This is a genomic window from Methanolobus zinderi (assembly GCF_013388255.1).
Taxonomy (GTDB): Archaea; Halobacteriota; Methanosarcinia; order Methanosarcinales; family Methanosarcinaceae; genus Methanolobus; species Methanolobus zinderi.
Genome location: NZ_CP058215.1, coordinates 1,196,754 through 1,216,949, shown reverse-complemented (window position 1 = coordinate 1,216,949; position 20,196 = coordinate 1,196,754). Strand labels below are relative to the sequence as shown.

Below are 20,196 nucleotides of genomic sequence, written 5' to 3'. Positions count from 1 at the left end.
CATAAAACTCGCTACTGATTAAGTTTTTTAACTAGAGTTACCAGTGATTTTCTATCCAAAACTGAAAAAGGGATAGTTGTTCATCTATCCCGCTTCTGATACTTAACATATGCAAAAACTGCAATGATGAACAGCATAAAAAGCATGAACATGAAAGAATTCATTCCGATTTTCTTGCTTTCACTGTTAGATCCACTACCTTCATTTTTGCTATTTATATCATCGTCACCTGACAGGGATACTTCTATTTTTTCATTACTGTTTGAAACCGTATCGGCACAGATGGAAAATGGCGAGAAGCCGGTTGTTACAGCCTCAAAGTAAAATATTCCATCAGCTTCATCTACCTTTGTGGTCGGAAGTGTTTCCCATCTTCCTTCAGAATAGTGCTCCAGGCGAATTGTATCCGCATCAATACCATTATACTCGATCCACTTTATCGGTACGTTGAAACCTATTACAGCTTCATCTATGAAATCTGAGAATGAAAGTGATTCATCTCCAAGAGTGATTTCCAGATTCTGGTAGACCTTACCGGAGGGTTGTTCGGAAAGACCTTTGTGAGGACCATCCAGCCTGCTTACATCTGCAACTACATATCCTTCAGTTGTCTTTGCCTGAAGACGTATATGAGTAACGGGATTTTCCTTATCAGTGAATTCATAATTCACTTCAGATTCCTTGCCGATAAACTGCATATCCGAAACTACTGAAACGACATTAGCACCGTAGAGTACCGGATTACTTTTTCGAATGTTTACTCCGTCATTCTCACTCTGACTGCCAGAATTATCATTTGCATTGTTTCCGTCAGCCAAAGATATTTCATCATTAGTTGTTAGTGGGAGATTGTCAATATTACAAGCAGTCAAAGTGTAAGGCTCGCAGAACCCATCCCCTGTTGAAGGGTTAACCTGGCTCCAGCCAGTGCCGTCAGGTTTTGCCCAGTAATTACCTCCAATATAGTCTCCACCAATGATATTAGTACCTGAAGTCATCGAAATGTTCCATTGATTGGAGAGAATGCCTGAGATCAGGACATTATCAGTATTATTGAAATAATTGTTATAGATGAGATTATAGCTGGATTCGATCAGTGCAATACCGTAATTTCTATTACTGTCTGAAGTACAGTTTGAAACCGTGTTGTTTGTGGAATAATCCAGATAAATACCACGGAAGTTTTTACTATATGTGCTGTTTTTGATAGTGCTATTGCTAGTATTGTAAAGATATGTACCATAGTAGTTCTTTTCCACTTCGATATCTTTTACCGTGATATTCGAGCAATCGATAAGATGAACCAATCCGGCATTGGAATCCTTATCTATCACCATGTCCGATAAGCCCGAAAGATAGTAAATAGGCTTACCTTCAACCGTATTACTGATATCTATGATGTCTTTTTGTGAAATCAGCACGCAGTTAACACTATTCCCGAACATTGAATTGTTTGCGAAATAATTATTAGCTGAATCCGTGAGGTATAATCCACCTGCTGTATTGTTATAGGTAGTGCAATTTAGAATACTGTTGTTATATGAACCACCAATGAACAGCCCGCTCAAATAATTGTTAGTTAGCATGCAATCGTTAATACTGCAATTATTCGATAGCTGAAGAAGTATACCATAGTAACCTCCTGAAACCGTAACACCCTGAAATGTGACATTATCCCCCATTATAAAGACTGCAAAGTTAAGCTTATCAGTATCATCAGGATTTGAAGAAATTATCTTTACATCCGCAGGATTGCCTGTAGATGATCTGAGAGTTAGATTATCCTTCCTGAAACTAAGCCTCTCGGTATATGTCCCCGGTTCAACGATGATGGTATCACCTTCAGATGCTGCAACAATGGCATCCTGGATGTTTGTAAAGTCTGCATTCCCGCTGCTGTTGACATTGATCGTGGTATTCAGCACCTGAATGAAGGAAGTCCGTTTTTTACTATTGCTACCAAATTCATTTGATGCATTCAGAGAAACGTTGTAGATTCCTGTACTGGTATAGAAATGAGAAGGATCCTGTTCTGTTGATGTGGAATTATCCCCGAAATCCCATTCCCATGACTCCGGTGAGAAAAGACTTGCATCATGGAAATTAACAGGTTCGTTCACATGGACGTACCTTTTATCAGCTACGAATCTTGATTCAGGCTCTTTATCTTCTTTTGTGAAAGCTTTGATACATACATTCGTACCGTTTTGCGAAATATCTTCCCATGTGGTTTCATTGACTCTTAGATAACTTTGTCCTTTTTCGGCATGGGCATTGCTGCTATGTCCGGATATAGCTTTTTCGATAGCTAGTGGATAATTATAAGCGGGAGTTGTGAAAGCTATTACTACCGAGAAATTCTGGCCTTCCGAGAGCGACACATTGGTATCAAGATCCACAGTATGGTAGCCTGCCAGTGGCATGCTTCCGTTCTTTACTGATACAGGACCGGAAACGGTGATCGGACCATTTTCGGGGTCAAGATAGATTGAGATATTGTAGAATGAATTAGAATCAACTGTATAGAAACTTACAGCTTCCAGGGTTTCATTTGATTCTGCCGTGAAGATATTTGCTCCTGTGACAGTGCTGTTGTTATAGCCCAGGTTTGAACACCAGCCCAGTGGATCGTACTGGTAGATGCGATCATAGTTGCTGACATTCTCAGCAGTGATCACGAAATTTGTGGTATATACATTCTGACCACCATCGCCTTCCATATTATTGGAAGTACCCAGTGCCGTATCGTAGTATGAAATATAGAAGTATCCGGCATCACCCCAGTTGTCACCCCAAGAATTCTTGATTATGTATGCTCCATCACCCGGCGCTGCCGGAGTGAACCTGTTCCTGTCAAAATTGTCGTCCCAGCCAGCCAGACATACTGCGTGAGTCAAAGGTTTGCCTTCTTCATAGCAATAATATGTATTGTTCTCTTTGTTGAAATATCTGGAACTATCATCATGCATGGCAACCGTAATGGCACCATAGTTTGTTATTGCCCATTTGAACAGATCATCTGAATGATTTACCATCGGAAGCATCAGTGCTTCCTGAACATGTTTTGCAACAACCGTGTCAGAGGATGAAACAGGTGACAGGTCATCATAGGGATCATCGGACTCGGTAACAGGACCATCCCATCTTGCAAGATATGCGAGTGTCATAAGGTCATTTCCACCGTCATCGTGAGTCGGGCGATCAAAACCATCCTGGTAGGATGATACCAGTGCATTCTTAACGTGATTTTCAGAAAAATCCCATTCTTCGGACCTGTTATGCATCAGATATGATTCCAGTGAAGCCAATGATGCATGTGCCCAGCAAGTTCCTGCAAATGCCTGATCACGTACTCCTGTCACACCACCTTTCTCCCGCAGATCATATTGGGTAGAATAGGACTCCTCAAGAAGAGTACTCATTGACATCGAGGATGGCATATCGCCATACTCATCGCTGGTAAGTAATTCTTTCATATCCACCGGAGAAATGTAGGAAAAATCTATAGGCGATGGCTTAAGGCCGGATGGATGAATTATTCCTTCCGGGGACTGAATGTCCTGCATATCGTTTGAAATTTCAGGAGGAAAATGATTATCGAAATCTGTCTCAAAGGTGTTAATACTGAATCGATTATCCACATTTGACTGCTTTTCGCTGTTTTCTTCAAGTTCTTTCTGATATTCGATAAATGCAGGGTTTATGGGGACCGTAGAGAACTGGTTATCAGGTGAAACATTGCTGAAGTTGTCATTGCTCAAATAACTGTCATTTTCATAATCCTCTGCCAATGCAAAGGATGGGGTGCTTATTAATATGCAAATTGATGCAAGCACAAAGAGACTTAACTTCAGTATCGTTTTCACACTTATTCCTCATTCGATGGTTCTGGATAATAATATAATATTTAGTTATATATTAATTGTGTGAGAATCAGCAATTTAAGTTTTACAATGTGTAAAACCAAAATTAGGTGTTTTAGATAAGATATTTTATAAAAGATAAGATACATCAGATAAAATGAACAATTGATTCTAAAAAAGGATGAAAGATTGTTTTTAGAAAACGGGTGACCGGAGAGGATTAAACGATGGATTCAACTTCTGTTTTTGACAGAGGTACTAAAATTGTATTGAAATTTATAGTCATATACATAGTTCTGGCCAGCATCTGGGTTCTCTTCTCCGACAGTATCTTAATTCAATTCGTTTCCGATATGGAAACATACAGCCGACTGCAAACATACAAAGGTTGGGCTTTTATTCTTTTCACAGGAGCCCTTTTTTTAGTATATTTCAAGCCCCGTGTAAAAGCACTGGATGAATCTCAAGAAGCTCTTGTTGAAACTGAAAGGGAACTAAAAAGAAGACTGGACTATGAACTTGCAACTGTTGATTGCATGCGCATTTTGCTTGAGACAAATGATGTTGATGATGTAATCCCGAATATCCTGGAAACAATCCACCGGACTGTCGGTAGCAGCAGGTCCTATATCTTCCGGAATGAAGATGACCCCGATCTGGGAATCTGTATGTCACAGACCCATGAAGTTGTAGCAGACGGAATTTCCAGGGAAATAGATAATCCTCTTCTCAAACACCTCCCCTACAGCGAGGGATCACCGACACTTCTTGCAACTCTGCAGGTAAAACAGGCTTATGTACATATCGTGGCCGAACTTGATGGGCCGGAAAGGACAATCCTTTCGGAACAGGGAATTCTTTCGGTACTTATCATTCCAATTTACACAGGACAGGAACTCTGGGGCTTCATAGGTTTTGATGACTGTGAACAAGCACGTCAGTGGCATGAAGATGATATAAATCTCCTCAGGATTGTCGCTGACGGCATAGGCGAGAGTATTTTGCGCCAGAAAGCCAAAAACGAACTAAAGGAGAGTGAAGAGCGCTTCAGAAGATTGCACAATGCGTCATTTGGCGGAATTGCGATTCATGACAAAGGAATCATTCTGGATTGTAATCAGGGACTTTCAGACATATCCGGTTATACAATGAACGAGCTTATCGGAATGGATGGTTTGCTGCTAATAGCCGAAAGTTCACGCGACACAGTTATGCACAATATACTTTCGGGTTTCGAAAAAGCTTATACGGTCACAGGTCTTCGCAAAGACGGTACGGAGTATCCTTTACAACTTGAAGCAAAGAATATCCCGTATAAAGGAAAAGAGGTCAGAGTTGTAGAATTCAGGGATATTACAGAAAGAAAAAAAACAGAAGAAGCCCTGAAACAAGCCAGTGACAGGCTTGCATTAGCAACAAGAGCAGGAGGTGTGGGGATCTGGGATTATGATATTGTAAATAACACTCTTGTCTGGGATGAACAGATGTTCCGCCTTTATGGCATAAATCAGGATCAATTCAGTGGTGCTTATGAAGCCTGGAGATCAGGGCTACATCCGGGTGACCTTGAAAGATGTGATTCCGAGATACAGATGGCACTAAGCGGCGAGAAAGAATTCGATACTGAATTCCGTGTTCTCTGGCCTGACGGAAACGTTCGCAATATTCGCGCCCTTGCTGTTGTCCAACGTGACGAATCCGGGAAGTCTTTGAGAATGATCGGCACAAACTGGGACATCACCTCTCAGAAACAGGCAGAGGAAGAACTTCGGGAAAGTGAAAGGAAATACCGATCATTATTCAATCAGTCAGCAGAGGGAATCTATCTGCATGATCTGGAAGGAAATATACTTGATGTAAATGATGAAGCGGTTGTGCAGTCCGGATATTCCAGAGAAGAACTATTGGGCATGAATGTACTTAGTTTCCTACCAGAGGAATTTGATAAAGATGATATATTGCAACAATGGTCCCGGTGGTCTCCCGGAGAACCTGTAACACTGGAAGCAAAGCACTTCCATAAAAACGGCACCATCTATCCCATTGAACTTACTACAAGTTGTGTTTATTTCGGAAACGAGAAACTGATACTGGCAATGGTCCGTGACATAAGCAAGCGCAAAGAGGCTGAAAAGGCACTTCGTGAAAGTGAAGCAAAGCTCAGCGCCATGATAGCGAATATTTCAGATGTTATTGCCATAATAGATGAAAATGGAATTAACAGATATAAAAGTCCCAATATTGAGAAATGGTTCGGATGGAAACCTGAAGAAGTCGTGGGCATATCCACCTGGCAGAACATTCACCCGGAAGATCTGAAAAAAGCACAAGAAGTAGTGCGGAATTTAACAGAGGAAACAGATATTGAAATAACTGCTGAGACAAGGTATCTGTGTAAAGATGGTACGTATAAGTGGATAGAATTTACTGCCAGAAACCTCCTTCATGAACCTTCCATAAAAGGAATCTTGTTGAACTATCATGATATAAGTGATCGTAAAAAGGCAGATAACGCATTAAGAGAGGGTGAAAGAAAATTCAGAAGCTATATTGAAAATGCCCCACATGGCATTTTTATTGTTGATGAAACAGGAAACTGTATGGAGGTTAACAGAACAGCTTCTATCCTTACGGGTTACTCGGAAAAAGAGTTAGTTGGAGCTAAGCTTACTGAAATGGTTGAGCCGGAATTCCTTCACCGCTCAAAGAAGATATTCAGGGAACTCAAAGAAAACGGCTTCAGTTCAAGTGAAGTGATATTCAGAAAAAAGAATGGAACAAAGCGCTGGCTGAAATGTGATGCTACCCGGCTTCCAGAAAATACCAATCTTGTTTTTGCAAGCGATATAACTGAGAAGAAAAAAGCAGAGCATTCACTCATTGAAGCAAAGATGATGGCTGAGGAGAACAGCAGGATAAAATCAGAATTCCTGGCAAACATGAGCCATGAACTTCGCACACCCCTTACAGCTATTATAGGGTTTTCGGATATGCTGAATACTAAAATGGCAGGAGATCTGAATGAAAAACAATATCGGTTCATAGATCATATTAACAAAAGCGGCGAGCATCTTCTTGAGTTGATCAATGACATTCTCGATCTCTCGAAGGTCGAAGCCGGAAAGATGAAGCTTGAATGCGAATATTTCTCAGTATCAGCAATGTTTGAAGAGATCAGGACACTGATGACTCCAATGGCAATGAGGAAGAATGTAGATCTTAAGATAGAGAACAATATTACCACTGATGATATATTTGCAGACCGGGTTAAGTTCAAGCAGATCATGTACAATCTTCTAAGCAATGCCATCAAGTTTACACCCGAGAACGGTGAAGTTTTTGTTGCTGCAGAAAGAATCGATAAAAAAGTCTCTGTATCGATCACAGATTCCGGAATAGGTATACCTGAGCACAGGCTTAGTGATATATTCGATCCGTTCACCCAAGTTGATTCATCGAATAAAAGAAAGCATGGAGGCACAGGCCTGGGACTTACTCTGGTTAAACAGTTTGTTGAAATGCATGAGGGTGAGATAAATGTTGAAAGTGAAGAGGGGACAGGAAGCACTTTCACATTTACAATAGCAGATACTACATGTGAGGAAAAAGTAAGCATGGATAGTGAGATCTTATGAAGAGTATACTTGTTGTAGAGGATAGTCCGATTAACATGGAGCTTACGGTATGTCTCCTTGAATATGACGGATATGAGGTTTCAAAGGCAATGAATGCAGAGCAGGCACTCCAGCAGCTGGGGAACAAAGAGTTTGACCTTATATTACTGGATATTCAGTTACCGGGCATGGACGGGCTGGAATTGCTCGGACTGATCAAAAACAAGGAAAAGATAAAAGATATCCCGGTGGTTGCCCTGACTGCCAATGCAATGACAGGAGATAAGGAAAAGTTCCTTGAAGCTGGTTGTTCCGGATATATAGCAAAACCTTTCAGTACTCATGAATTCAGTGAAACTGTGGCAAGCTTTCTGTAATCCTGAAGAGAATTGGCAACATTAAAATTGTATTTTAATTAAAGATGTAACATCTTTGCTTTAAAGCAAAACTACATTATCATTTATTTAAAACATAAAGCTAAATAAATTATTCTGTAGACAAATTTATATAGTTAGCTTCCGTATAGGAATATATGTTCAAAGTGGGTATCAAAAGCAAGCAAAAAAACCTTCTGTATCTGGTTTTAAGTTATCTTTTGCTGATGCTCTTTTTTTATGGTTTTAATATTGTAAACCGCATGATTTTCGCCTGAATGACTTTCCTCTGACTGACTTGCAATGGCTGCTGATTTTTCATAGCTTGGAAATTATTATAATAAGTCAGAGTTCTATATAAGTATTATTAAGTCCAACTTATATGTAACTGCTATAGTAAACATAAGAGCGTGCGTTCATGGATACCCGGTTGCTGGATGTTTTGTTCAGGTCTGAAAAGAGAAAGAATATGCTCTTACTGCTTCAAAACGGCCCCCTTGAAACAGCTGAGTTGCTCAAAAATCTGAATACAAACAGACAGGCACTGCTTCCCCAAATAAAAATACTTGAAAACAGTTATCTTGTTATTCATTATGAAGACAGTTATGAATTAACCAGCATCGGGAAGCTTATAGTAAGTAAAATGAAACCACTTCTGGGTACTGTTGACATCCTGGATACTGATATTGACTATTGGGGAAAAAGGAATATGGATTTTTGTCCTCCTTTCCTCTTGGAAAGGATACATGAACTAAGCTCATGCAGCATAGTGAAACCCAGTCTTGTTAATCTTTACGAGATAAACAAGGACTTCATTGAGATGTGCAGCACATCAAAGGATCTGTACTTTATTTTCACTTTCACCCATCCTGATATCCCACCTCTTATATCTCAGTTTATTGAAAGCGATATGAATATACATATAATCATCACCAATGAGCTGTATCAAAAGCTCAGGGAAGAACACAGTGAAAGAGTAAAGAGGTTCATCGATAGTGGCAGGGTCAGATATTACCTATATCAAAGTGATATCAAACTGTTCTCGTTTGCACTCAATGACGATTGTATAATTCTGAGATTATTGACAGAAGACGGATCATACGATTACAAACAGGCTGTTTGTTGCAATCCCCATGCGATTAAATGGGGAAAGGAACTCTTTGATCATTACCTCAAAGATTCAACTCTGATAAGCGAAATTTAATCAGTCTCAGCAGTTGTTCTTAATAGAAAGTCCGGTTGTGGATCAATCTTTCAATGTTCCGACGACCTCAAAATCCTCAAAGACATCATCTGTATGCGGAGCCTCATCCATCTGCTCGGTAAGGTCAAGACCACCTTCATGTCCATAATGCTCTCCAATGTCCCATGAGATGCTATCGGTCACATCATACACCTTTCCATCGTGAACGACATAGATTTTATCCATCTGCTTTCCATCATATTGCGAAAGCTCTTCTATTGTAAATTCCTTCATGTGTTACACTCCCTTTAACAAATTTATATACGGGTCTTGGTTGATTAGCATTGTGTTCGCCACTTACAAAAATAATATAAATAAAGACACAATCTATCATTTTCAGCCTTTCCCTGTTAGCTAAAGAGCAGAAATTCTTAAAAAATGAATCATACGCCTGGATTTGGATAGAGAATAAGAACAGATTAAAAGGGCAATTAATGGGAAGTGATTTTATTCATCTTCCCGGCGGATTTTACAGTAACCACCCGAACTTCTCAGCGTATTCGAGCATACCATGTGATCTGAGTGTTGCTCGTGGGTCAATACCTTTGCGCTGTGCCATGACTATATACATCTTTGCCATGTCAGAATGGGCTACCGGATCGTCCTTATTATTCCCCTGGACAATGTTTCTCATTTCGACCATAATATCAGCACTGTCCATTTTTCTGATTTCGTCTAATTCGTAGTTCAGTTTCTTAACCCCCTTTTTAACACACTACAGTGTTTGTATAGGTAATATGTCTGCATACTATATAGTCCCATTTGGGAAAAAAGCTTAATTTTTTTATTGATTCATTTTAGGGTGGGAAAGATTCTATGATGAATCTATAAAGTGCCTGTGACATTAAAATCATCAAGATCTGACATATTATACCACTCACCTTCCAGTGGAGATACATACCCGTAAACAAATCTCACAGGGACCTGATCAACTCCTCTTTTCTGTGCTTCTGAGTCATATAACTGATAGATCTCATCCATTTCCGACTTTTCGGGCTTTACATCACTAGATACCTCTATGTAGCCGCTCTGGTAGTTATACCCAACAAGGACACAGGTCGCATTATCAACCACCGGAAATGTGCCATCTGCTCGGCAGGCATCTTTTATTTCGTTAACATTGTTCCTGTAAAGCCTCTGTTCTTCGCTCAATGGATACGGGAGCTCTCCGTAAGTTGCATAAACTTCATTATTCGTCCCTAATTGATCGAGAACATAGACAGCATGATATCGGAGCAGCCCGTCACCATCATAATCCAGACCTCTGAGAGGCTTAATCATGCTTTCATTCCCAATCTCCCCGAGAGCAAGGATTGAAGCCATCCTAAGTTCTTTTTCTTCACCTTCGTCCATTGAAATGTTTAACAATACTTCTGCCGGGCTTTCTTCACCTATTTTACCGAGAACAGTAACTGCATTCTTGCGTTCTTCAACTGTCCTGTCCTCATCCCCGGCTAGCTGAATCAGTGCCTCCACTGTTCCTTCATCACCAGTTTCCACAAGTCTGTCCATTGCAGCATTTCTGACACTTTCATTTTCGCTGTCCAGATTGTTTATTGTGGGATCTGCGGAATTATCTTCGATGCAGCCGGATAGCGTGATCAGGACAAAACTTAGAATTAGTAGCGCGGAGTAGATTTTCATGTGGTGAATTAAACAGAGAACTATTTAATCTTTTTTAATAAACAAACTATATTCTTTATTTAAAACGAATTTCTTCAATTTTTATAAAAAGTAATTTGTATTCTACCTATGACATATGGAGAACTGAGCAAACAAATTGAGAAACAATATATATTATAAATATAATTGTTACTTATCAAAGATACTTATTTGTGAGCCGGTTCCAACTTAATAAATCTGAAAGATTCTCATGAATAAGATGAGGTGAATTTTATGGCACAAGACGGGGTTGACCTCAGTTCTTTTATGGCAAAAGTAGTTATAGTTCTAGTACTTGTTTTTGTAGCTATCTGGATACTTGCAAAGATTGCAGTTACCTTGGGAATAATATTGATAGTTGGTGCGTTTTTGGGTTTTGTCTTCAGCCTGATGCTTCAAAATGAAGATGCAATGATGTACTCAATAGGAGCAGGCTTTCTGGGTCTCGTTCTTTTGATTGGTGGCACGACTTGCTTATCATTTTTTGATAATAATCCAGTTGGACAGAACTACTCATGTGCTGTTAATAGTGTATTCACATGGGCTGACCGTACATTCAGTGAAAAAATAGACATTTGTTTAATGTCAAACTTGCCTTGTACTTTTTTAAAGTGAGTATAGCTACTACAAGATATCATTTCTCAAAAAAATCAGTAGAAAAGCGCTGAGGGGGAGATTCGAACTCCCGTAGCGCGTCAGCACTACCGGTTTTCAAGACCGGCGCCGTAGTCCGCTTGGCTACCTCAGCATATTGGATGGATTTACCTAAACAGCACGCTTGGATATAAGGTTTTTGACTCAAAAACGGTGTTGAGTAGTCGTAAAGGATGTGGGAACGAGGGGATTATTCCTCGCTCTGTTCTGCTTCTTCGGCTTCTGCTTCGGATTCTTCCTCAACAGGTGCTGCTGCGGCTGCTTCTTCCTCTGGTGGTACGTATGGGTGTCTTTCGATGTACTCCAGGTTCGGAATGCCGAGCCTCTCGATAAGTTCGTTTGCGATATTGACCTTGCTTACAAGCCATCTCTGGTTGAAGCTGAGCTCTATCGGGGTGTAGATCTGGATAAGATCTTCAGTGACTTCTGTCTCGATGTCCTCAATGCCTGTGTAGAGTGCGATAAGACCTTTTACCTTTTCCACATTGTCCTCGAGCTTCTTCTCGATGGTGTACTCGTACTCGACTTCCTTGCCTGCAAGGGCATGGTTGAAATCTACACGTACTCTGCGGCCGATCACCTGAATAATGACACCACGCTTGCCGTTAAGCTCTATACCCATCCCCGGGTATGGTTTCTGGTCCTTGAGCTGGTCCTTGAGCTTTGTAACTGAAAGGGTTTCAACAAGTGCAGGGTTGTGTGGTCCGAATGCCTTCTCAGCAGGGACTGTGATACTGCCGGAGTATCCTTCTTCCTTACCCTCGAAATCCTCATCAAGACCCTTGATGGTCTGGCCGGAGCCTACAACCACCACATCTCCGCCGTAAACGCCACGGGGAGTGTAGATGCCGTTTTCCTTCGCAACCTCTTCATCGGTTGTATCGAAGACCATGCCTTCATTGAACTTTCCAGTGTATTGTATCTTTATGAAATCGCCTTTCTCAATTGCCAAATCGATCAACTCTATTTGAATCTGTCACTATTTATGAGTAGAATTACCTGCACGCTATACTCATATGTCTTTAAGAACCTTTTGCCAGTAAAAGACGATCAGAAGTATACATTCGAAGCAATATCGAGAATGGAATCCCTGCATTCACCCTTGACAAGGATGAGCTGTGAGTCGGATTCCAGCATCTCCGTAAACTCAGGACAGAAATCCGAAAAGGGAACCTTATCGTCGGACCATATAATTCTCATATAGTGACTCAGATCCCCGAAGCCTTCCCTGTACTTGTAGTTCTCCCGGACCCTGCCAACATAGGCGATCCCTTCGCTTTCCACGGGAAGCACCACAGTATCATGAGGCCGCATGCCGCTCACAAAATGGTATATCTCCTGTGCCCAGCGGTCAAGTACGGTATGATCCAGAGTTGCAAGTTTTGCTGCCACCATTTCCTTAATGAACTCCATTTTCTCGAATTCATCGAACTTCTGCATGGTTGCAGAGAACTGTCTTATTTCCTCATCGAAATTTTTCAGTTTGCGGTTGAGGCTTCGCATCTTCCTCACAACCTCCGGACGCTGGTCCTCCTCGGAGTGATCAAGATTCTTGACAGCATCATCAAATTCTTTCCTGAACCTGCGGTCAAAATCCATGTATTTCTCCCCCAGGAAATGATACTGCTTGTGATTATGAGGCAGGTTCCTGAACTCCTCCAGATCCTCGGCAAAATAGTCCAGAAGCTGCAGATTCAGATCAAGGGAGATCACACCTTTCTCAAAGAAGAGCTTTTCACGACCCACGTTGCGCCCGGCACGTACTATCCATACGTTATTCCGATGTTCGTATACCATATAGAATCTCACCTGATGATGGGTGAATAATAGTTAGATATATCTAATAGAATGTGGTTTGTGATAAGCGTAATGCATGAGAGCCTGCCACAGGAAATTGAACATGTTCTAAAATGCGTGGCACCGTGCACAGAATAATTAACGATCACCATTGCACTTAAAAGTGCACATTTACTCAATATGATACCTGATAATTCCTATGATATAATAGTTGTCGGAGCAGGACCCGCCGGCTCCACGGCAGCAATGTACGCAGCCCAGAGAGGCATGTCCGTCCTGCTTATCGACAAGAAAAAAGACATTGGAACACCGCTCCAGTGCGGTGGTTTCCTACCCCATTATGAGACCCTCAGGGAGCTTGTGCCAAATGCCGAGCTGCCATACACTCTGGAAGAAATACCAGGATCCTGTATCCACACAAGCACATCTTATCAGCGTTTCATAGCACCCGACGGGATGTCAAAAGGTTTCCATGTCAACGCCGATGCCATCGACAGGAGACGTTTTGATAAACACCTTGCCAGACTTGCGGGAAAGGCCGGTGCACAGCTTCTTGTGGGAACAAACGTCCTCGAAGTGGATGGAACCGAGCTTTTAATGGACGGAGCATTCGGGGAGTTTGACGTAAAGGCAAAGATCATAATCGGAGCCGACGGACCCAATTCCATAGTCGCAAAAGCCAATAATATGCTAAGGGATGCCGATCCCATGGGCACAGGCACGGCCTTTGAGTACGAATTAAGCGGTGTGGATGTGGACAGGGAAGCCGTTGAGATGTATTTCGGAAAGGACTATGTTCCCGGAGGATACGCCTGGATCATTTCACAGGGCGGAGATACAGCAAACATAGGCGTAGGTATCCGTGAAGCCATGTTTGAGCAACACATGTGCGCCAGGGACTACCTCGAGAAATTCATGTACGAACACCCAATAGCCTCTGGAAAACTGGAAGGTGCATCCGTAGTTTCAGTTGTTGCAGGCCTTGTCCCGGTGGGAGGAGCACCAAAGGTTACAGCCACAAAGGATACTGTTATCGCAGGGGATGCGGCAGGACACATAATAGCCACCAACGGAGGAGGCATATCCACAGCAATGGTGGGCGGCAGGATAGCAGGAGAGACCGCTGCGGACCATCTTGAGGGGAAATGCAAGCTCACGGAATATGACAGGCGCTGGAGAGAGCAGATGGGACTTGAGATCAAGACTGCGGTCTATACCAGAAAGCTCATGGATAAGCTCATGCTCTCGGACAGGCTCATGAGTGCGGCTATCAGGATGATCTCACCCGAGCAAATGAAAGCAATACAATGCGGACAGTTACCTGATGCCGTGAAGAAAAGCCTGCTAAAACTTAACGTAGGTCTGAGCTGAATGTACGTATTTGTCTATGGCACACTCAAAAAAGGGTTTCCAAGCCATGAACTGCTTGAGAACTCAGAATTTATCTGCGAGACCAGAACTCAGGATGAATTTGCAATGGTAGACCTGAACCTGTTCCCGGGAGTAATAAAGGACAAAAAGATTTCCCCGATACAGGGAGAGATCTATGACGTGGATACAAATACTTTAAGACAGATAGATATGTACGAAGGTAAGTGGTATTCCAGAGAGGAAGTGGAGCTTGAGTCAGGTTTTACTGCACAGATGTATTTTCTCATAGAATATCCCTTCGATCTTAAGGATATAAGAATCATAGATAACGGAGTCTGGACTGAAAATTAAATACAGGAGCCGGAAAATGTCTGACAGCAACGAAAATACAGAGATCGGATTTTCAGGAGGGACCATCGGCTACGAAGCACATGGTAACCTGTATCTTAATATCACCAATAAGTGTTCAGCTAACTGTTATTTCTGTGTAAGGGAATCCTCGGATGGTGTTTACGGTTATAACCTCCGATTATCCAGAGAACCGGACTATGATGAGATTATCAGGGAACTGGAAGAGACCGACCTGTCAAAGTATAACGAAGTCGTATTCACAGGTCTGGGTGAGCCGACCTGCAGGCTTGAGGTCGTACTTGCAATCACCAGATGGCTCCACGAAAGAGGTGTTCGTGTCCGACTTGATACAAACGGCCATGCACAGCTCATGTATCCGGAGACAGACGTTGTTTCCGAACTTAAAAAAGCAGGTCTTGATGCGGTCTCTGTGAGCCTTAACGCCGAGTCCGAAGAAAAATATGAAGAAATATGCAAGCCGTCCCTCAAAGGTGCCTACGGATCAATGCTTCAATTCACAAAGGAAGCAATCGAAGCCGGCCTAGATACCCGGATGAGTGTTGTGGGAATGCCTGAAATTGACATTGATAAATGCGAAAAGATTGCCAGAGATCTTGGTGCAGGCTTTAGAGTGCGATAACTCAGAAATATTTGAAGAGATCGTCCCTTTTTTCATCATGCAGCCGCTGCCTGATAATTGATACTAATGGTTTTACCTGTCCCTTCTTGGCACTTATCGGGGCGATCATGTCCATCCATTGTCTCCACGGAGGCAGGATACCGAGCTTTTCAACAATATCATCAAGGGTCCGGTCCAGCTCTTTTTCCTTTACCTTATCAGTCTTATTAACGGCAAGTACGGTATCGATACCAAGCTCACTGAGAAAACCGAACATCTCAACATCGATCGGGATCTCATCACGTGATTCCCATCGTTCCACAACTTCAACAAAAACAGGACCATCTACAACCATAACAGCCATCAGTATACGATCGGCATTTGTTTCAATATAGCTTACAACCTTATCCTTCACAATATCCTGCTTGCGTTCTTTAATGCCACTCATAAAACCAAAGCCGGGCATATCAGTGACCAGCAGATCGGATAAGCGTACATGGGTCGGTATGAGTGTCACACCAGGACGCTTTCCAACCTTTACTTTGTGACCGGTAAGTTTCCTTATTAGTGAGGATTTGCCGACATTGGACCTGCCGACAAATATTATTTCCAGATTCGCACCTTCAGTCAGGTCTTTATTTTTTGCCATTATTTTTCACTTGTTTCCTTACTCTCTTCCTTTCCTATGGCAGCGTCCAGTTCGTGCAAAAATGCCATGAAGGATTCTTTGGGAACCCTTGCACCTGCTGCGGATGCATGTCCTCCGCCCGTACCCCCGTGCCTTGGTGCTATGCTACGCAACAGCCGGTTAAGATCAGCCTTGCCGTTCCTTGACCGCAGGCTCATATCGTAGACCTGTTTCTTATAACGATACTCGGCTGCAATGCCGACACCTCTCCTGCCATAGGATGCAGCATAGATAGCCGATTTAGACATATATCCTTTCGGGTCGATCACATATGCAAGGTTATCAAGTGATTTTACCTGTTTCTTGACCCTGATGCGCAGCATCTCCTCCAGACGAGAGCCTTCCTTTGCAAGCTCCGGCAGATCGGGTATCTCCGAAGGGATAACATCATGGGAGAGAGGAGCAAGCAGCTTACGTTTAAAATCATAATTGCGCCCCATATATATCAGGGCCTGGATAAGGGAACCTGCCTGATAGAAAAGATTTCGCTTGTCCCAGTCATGTAACCATTCCTTAACAGAAGGTGTATTGTCATAATAATCACCAATTGCACCATAAATGGCCACCCTGCGCATATCCCTGTTAAGCCGGTTCTCGAGTACCTTATAGGTCAACTCAGAAGAACAGACGTTCACATCATGGTGCAGCCAGTCGACATCCCAGCACTTTTTTGGTAATGGGTGATGGTCGATATAGGTTATATTCGAGATCTCAGAGAGTTCAACTAGCCTGCTGTACAGTTTTTTACATGCACGCTCATCCACTGCAATATCACAGATGATTATATTGCTGTAGCCATTAGCCAGCTCCAGCTCATCAAGTATACCCACGGGAGATGTAAAATAAACATCCGAATCCGGATAAGCTCTTTTTGCAATAGCACCGGAACATACACCGTCAGAATCACCATGTGTCAGAATCAGAGAATCACTTTTGCTGGAACCGTGCAGGCCTTTCATACAGATCTTACCTTTTTTAATTAAGAATGATTGATGTTTTTAAAGAATAGATTTCATTCAGGGAAACAATATAAGCAATCTTATTTTTACTTTATGTTTACAGAAGACCTTTTATCCTGTCCAGCAGATCATACAGTGGCTGGAGCATACCATGATCGTCCTCAACTACAGGAGCTGTATTTTCAGAAGCATCGTTTTCTGCGGAATCATCAGTATCAACTGTATTCTCAGCTGACAATTCGACAGGCTCTTCTTCTGCTTTTTCATAATCCGGAATCACCGGTTGATCTGAAACCCGGACAAAAAAACGTTTGGAATAAACAGTTTGCTCACATTCTTTTGAATCAACAGATTCTGCCTTAACCGAAGGGATAACGATTTCTCCACCCTTATCCATTCTAATAGAATACGTCAGATTCAGTGTATCCGCAGGGTGCAAAACCTTGCTGCCTGATGTTTCCCCTGACAGAAGAACAGCACCAAGGGGTAGCTCGTCGGAAACAGATACATATGTTGCCCTGTCACCTGAGTTATTTACGATTATATCCACATCCAGAGTACCACCGACACCAACGATATCTGAAGACACGGACTTTGTCAGATCTATATCCGGTCCGTGTATGACTACCTGTGACTCGTTGAGAGTTTTTGTGTAAGTGCGCCCTCCTATGTCAACAAGAATCCGGGTCCCCTCAAATGTATAGTTTCCAGGTTTCAGAGCCTTTAGTGAATGGCTTATTGTTTTCTGCCCGTAGGCCCCCAGAGAGAAATTCCATGAGGGACTTATATCGGGATCAAATATGAACTCTTCCGGAACCGGAGAGACCACTTCTACATGTTCAAGGGGAGCTTCCTTCAGGTTCTTTATCTTTAGCTCAATATATGCACGCTCATCCATATAGATCTCATCGGACCTCTTTTCGTCCACCGATATGGTTGCATTGACCTTCGTAACAACGCGGGAAGAAGTTGCTGACTGATTTGCAATTGCGACACTGATATTGGTATAAGGCACGGGGATGTCGTTGCCCGTAACTATATCCACTGCGCTGACATTCAGGCGGTCCTCAAAAACATAATGGTCCGGAATATCCGAGTTATTCAGGGCAAGTATGGTTCCCCATGATTCAGAATCATCGGAAAGGACCGATATCATCACATAATCCGTATCAACATCAAAAGCCCTGGAGGGAGAGAAATCCTGTGCTTTGATAAAATAACCACTGGCATTTACCTCCTCGCCCCAGTACAGCGTATACTCCTCAGCTTCAAGCCATTCTATCTCTTCGGTTGATTGTGCACCTGCATTACCACACAGGTACACCAACAGAACCGTCAATAGTGTCAGTTTAAATGCCAGCTGCTTCATGGTGATTACTGTTTTCTCTTACGTCCGTATACAGCATACACACCAAGCAGTGCAAACAACATGGTAATTCCTTCAAACCCGGGCTGTACCCTTGTTTCATCCTCAACGTATTCACTGTTATCGGATGAAGATGAAGATGATGAAGATGAGGAGCTGCTGGAGGATGATGTAGAATCCGATGATTCATCTGACGCAAGCTCGGCACTCGTTTCAGGGTCTACCACGGTTATCACAGGCATATTCGAGATCTTTTCTCCCTTGAACTCTCCCATATCTATGAAAGTAGAAGTTGTCGCAGGCAACCTGATCTCACCTGCCTCTTCTGTTTTGATAGTATAGGAGTAGCTGAGTGTCTTACCATTGTTAACAACTTCTTTGAAACTGAGGTCTCCGCTGACATAAGAAACTGTTTCCGGCAGGGTTTCTGTTGCTGTCACACTTGCCTTGACTGTACCCTTGTTTGCAACCTTTACGGTAACCTTGACCTCATCACCAATATTGACAGAAGAAGGACTTACCGATTTGGTAATAACGATATTAGGCCCTGTTATTTTGACCGATGGTCTTTCTGATTTGAAAGTATGCTCCTTTCCTTCGGGATCGGTGAATGTTGCAGTCACTGCCGGCACTTTATAAGTACCTGTTTTTACAGGTTTGAGTGTATACTCAAAGATCTTTGCCTTTGTTTCACCAGGTGCAAAGGACAGCGTCGTTTCCTCATTCACACTATCCTGCAGCTCAAGGTCTGCAATAACAGGATTTGTAATATCGGCAGAATTCACACTATATTTTCCGTCATTCCAGATGCTTACAGAAACATGAGCCGTCTCGTCCATGTATACTTCTGTGGTAATCGTCTTCGTTACAATAAGTTCGACAACCGGTTCGATTGTAAGGGTTTTTGTCTTGGTGTCCTCATTTATTTCATCATTCAGATCAAGAGATTTCGTAGTAACATCGATATTTACATCGGTCTCTTCCCAGTATTCTGGAATCTCGAATTTAACGACAATAGGCTCCAGAACCTCATCCTCTTCTATAGCTATGAAATTATAGTTGAGTTTTCCGGAATAAAGTTCCATTCCGTTTGGATCGATCTCAAGATCCATTTCAAATGCCTTTGCATCACCTTCATTTTCAATTTCAATGGTTGTGGTGATGTACTTATAGGCCATATCCCTTGGGTCATAAGTGTCTTCCTCGGTAGTGATCTTGATCTTCATCTCGGGAATGGCTCTTCTATATATTTTAATGGACGCAGAAGGATTTTCCATATCCCCAGTCCACTCATCGATATTTGTTTTCACCTTATTGACGACTACCATTATGTCATCGCCATTCTCAGTATCACGATATTTCAGACTATCTCCCACCTTCAGCGGAGATACGTCTTCCACCTGACCACCTCTGGAAATGCTTATACTCACAAAACCTTCTTCGTTGAAGTCTTCGGCTTTTATTGTGTAGTCATCCAGTTTCACCGTACTGCCCCAGTAAAGGGTAGCACTCTTGGCAGCACTATCCTCCCACTCGATGTCATCGGTCGTATAGGCAAAGGCATGCGAGCAGAAAAGTGCAATAAGGAATACAGAAATTATAATGAGTTTTTTGAACATAATATAACCTCATGAC

17 protein-coding genes and 1 tRNA gene are annotated in these 20,196 nt (G+C 42.3%); 7 read left to right on the top strand and 11 right to left on the bottom strand.

Annotation, left to right across the window (positions count from 1 at the left end):
* Window positions 1–80: 80 nt before the first annotated feature.
* A complete protein-coding gene (locus tag HWN40_RS05985) occupies window positions 81–3,866 on the bottom strand; it encodes a lectin like domain-containing protein (RefSeq protein WP_176964883.1) in 3,786 nt (1,261 codons plus the stop codon).
* A gap of 224 nt (window positions 3,867–4,090) precedes the next feature.
* Between HWN40_RS05985 and HWN40_RS05980 the strand changes: the two genes are divergently transcribed.
* From HWN40_RS05980 to HWN40_RS05970, 3 genes are all read left to right on the top strand, one after another.
* Window positions 4,091–7,498, top strand: a complete 3,408-nt coding sequence (locus HWN40_RS05980) for a PAS domain S-box protein (protein WP_176964882.1) — start codon at window positions 4,091–4,093, stop codon at window positions 7,496–7,498.
* Entirely contained in the window at window positions 7,495–7,854 is a 360-nt protein-coding gene (locus tag HWN40_RS05975; protein ID WP_176964881.1) for a response regulator, read from the top strand. Before HWN40_RS05980 ends, HWN40_RS05975 begins: the two co-directional genes overlap by 4 nt.
* 415 nt (window positions 7,855–8,269) lie before the next feature.
* On the top strand, window positions 8,270–9,055 hold the full coding sequence (locus HWN40_RS05970) for a helix-turn-helix transcriptional regulator (RefSeq protein ID WP_176964880.1): 786 nt from the start codon (window positions 8,270–8,272) through the stop codon (window positions 9,053–9,055).
* Window positions 9,056–9,097: 42 nt separating this feature from the next.
* Here the strand turns inward: HWN40_RS05970 and HWN40_RS05965 are convergent, their stop codons facing one another.
* The 3 genes from HWN40_RS05965 to HWN40_RS05955 form a co-directional block, all read right to left on the bottom strand.
* Window positions 9,098–9,328: a cytochrome b5 domain-containing protein gene (locus tag HWN40_RS05965; protein WP_176964879.1), complete on the bottom strand. Its 231-nt coding sequence runs from the start codon at window positions 9,326–9,328 to the stop codon at window positions 9,098–9,100.
* Between the two features lie 235 nt (window positions 9,329–9,563).
* On the bottom strand, window positions 9,564–9,755 hold the full coding sequence (locus HWN40_RS05960) for a hypothetical protein (RefSeq protein ID WP_176964878.1): 192 nt from the start codon (window positions 9,753–9,755) through the stop codon (window positions 9,564–9,566).
* Window positions 9,756–9,919: 164 nt separating this feature from the next.
* Complete coding sequence (locus HWN40_RS05955; protein WP_176964877.1) at window positions 9,920–10,738, bottom strand: HEAT repeat domain-containing protein; 819 nt, start codon at window positions 10,736–10,738, stop codon at window positions 9,920–9,922.
* 252 nt (window positions 10,739–10,990) lie between these two features.
* Here HWN40_RS05955 and HWN40_RS05950 point away from each other — a divergent pair, with 252 nt between their 5' ends.
* Window positions 10,991–11,371 (top strand): hypothetical protein, encoded by a 381-nt coding sequence (locus tag HWN40_RS05950; RefSeq protein WP_176964876.1) that lies wholly within the window; start codon window positions 10,991–10,993, stop codon window positions 11,369–11,371.
* A 47-nt stretch (window positions 11,372–11,418) separates the two neighbouring features.
* Here HWN40_RS05950 and HWN40_RS05945 read toward each other — a convergent pair.
* The 3 genes from HWN40_RS05945 to HWN40_RS05935 all read right to left on the bottom strand — a co-directional run bounded on the left by HWN40_RS05945 (window position 11,419) and on the right by HWN40_RS05935 (window position 13,207).
* Window positions 11,419–11,504: transfer RNA gene (locus HWN40_RS05945), tRNA-Ser, on the bottom strand.
* A gap of 96 nt (window positions 11,505–11,600) precedes the next feature.
* Window positions 11,601–12,362, bottom strand: coding sequence for a peptidylprolyl isomerase (locus HWN40_RS05940; protein WP_176964875.1), 762 nt, complete (start codon window positions 12,360–12,362; stop codon window positions 11,601–11,603).
* Between the two features lie 98 nt (window positions 12,363–12,460).
* Window positions 12,461–13,207: a hypothetical protein gene (locus HWN40_RS05935; protein WP_176964874.1), complete on the bottom strand. Its 747-nt coding sequence runs from the start codon at window positions 13,205–13,207 to the stop codon at window positions 12,461–12,463.
* Window positions 13,208–13,387: 180 nt separating this feature from the next.
* Between HWN40_RS05935 and HWN40_RS05930 the strand changes: the two genes are divergently transcribed.
* Genes HWN40_RS05930 through HWN40_RS05920 form a run of 3 tightly spaced genes read left to right on the top strand, consistent with a single transcriptional unit; the run spans window position 13,388 to window position 15,569 of the window.
* Window positions 13,388–14,578 carry a geranylgeranyl reductase family protein gene (locus HWN40_RS05930; RefSeq protein ID WP_176964873.1) on the top strand — a complete coding sequence of 397 codons (1,191 nt, stop codon included), beginning with the start codon at window positions 13,388–13,390 and terminating at the stop codon, window positions 14,576–14,578.
* A complete protein-coding gene (locus HWN40_RS05925; protein WP_176964872.1) occupies window positions 14,579–14,929 on the top strand; it encodes a gamma-glutamylcyclotransferase family protein in 351 nt (116 codons plus the stop codon).
* 16 nt (window positions 14,930–14,945) lie between these two features.
* Window positions 14,946–15,569: a TatD family nuclease-associated radical SAM protein gene (locus HWN40_RS05920; protein ID WP_176964871.1), complete on the top strand. Its 624-nt coding sequence runs from the start codon at window positions 14,946–14,948 to the stop codon at window positions 15,567–15,569.
* A 1-nt stretch (window position 15,570) separates the two neighbouring features.
* Here the strand turns inward: HWN40_RS05920 and engB are convergent, their stop codons facing one another.
* From engB to HWN40_RS05900, 4 genes are all read right to left on the bottom strand, one after another.
* A complete protein-coding gene (gene engB / locus HWN40_RS05915) occupies window positions 15,571–16,197 on the bottom strand; it encodes a GTP-binding protein EngB (RefSeq protein ID WP_176964870.1) in 627 nt (208 codons plus the stop codon).
* Complete coding sequence (locus tag HWN40_RS05910) at window positions 16,197–17,195, bottom strand: DHHA1 domain-containing protein (RefSeq protein WP_176964869.1); 999 nt, start codon at window positions 17,193–17,195, stop codon at window positions 16,197–16,199. The genes engB and HWN40_RS05910 overlap by 1 nt, the downstream gene beginning before the upstream one ends.
* A 97-nt stretch (window positions 17,196–17,292) precedes the next feature.
* Entirely contained in the window at window positions 17,293–18,534 is a 1,242-nt protein-coding gene (locus HWN40_RS05905; RefSeq protein WP_218165486.1) for a DUF11 domain-containing protein, read from the bottom strand.
* 35 nt (window positions 18,535–18,569) lie between these two features.
* Window positions 18,570–20,180: a BatD family protein gene (locus tag HWN40_RS05900; RefSeq protein ID WP_176964867.1), complete on the bottom strand. Its 1,611-nt coding sequence runs from the start codon at window positions 20,178–20,180 to the stop codon at window positions 18,570–18,572.
* Window positions 20,181–20,196: the final 16 nt, after the last annotated feature.